General features: G+C 58.5%; 1 protein-coding gene. It reads left to right on the top strand.

Annotated features, from left to right (window positions below):
* Positions 1-143: 143 nt before the first annotated feature.
* Positions 144-530: YciE/YciF ferroxidase family protein (locus tag ACPYOI_RS35935; RefSeq protein ID WP_481424154.1), on the top strand; the 387-nt coding region annotated here is incomplete at its 3' end.

Genomic DNA, 530 nt, shown 5'->3' with positions numbered 1-530 from the left:
CGCTCTGCTCGGCTTCCTCGCACTCGTTCTCGGCGTGATTGCAGCTTGGTTCGGCGGTGTGGCTGGCACGAAGCCAGGCCCCATCCTTGAAGAATATACACGCGACCGGAACCCATAATCATCTCAACACAGGGAACATCGACATGGCAGAATCAAAAAACCTCAACGATCTCCTTTATGAGACCCTCAAGGACATCTACTTCGCGGAAAAGCAGATACTGACGGCCCTGCCCAAGATGGCCGAAGCCGCGCAATCGCCTGATCTCAAGGAGGCATTCGAGACCCATCGCGGTCAGACCGAAGATCACGTAACGCGGCTGGAACAGGCCTTCGAACTGATGGGCAAGCCGGCGCAGCCGAAGACCTGCAATGCCATCCTCGGCATCATCGAGGAAGGCAAGGAAGTCATGGAGGCGTTCAAGGGCACGGCGGCGCTTGATCCGGGCCTTCTCGCCGCCGCACAGGCTGTGGAACATTACGAGATCAGCCGCTACGGCACGATGGTCACCTGGGCCGAGACGCTCGGTTTA

Source organism: Rhizobium sp. SVR5-2C, from assembly GCF_056755115.1.
Note: the sequence above shows the minus strand (reverse complement) of the source record. Positions and strands in the feature narration are given on the sequence as shown.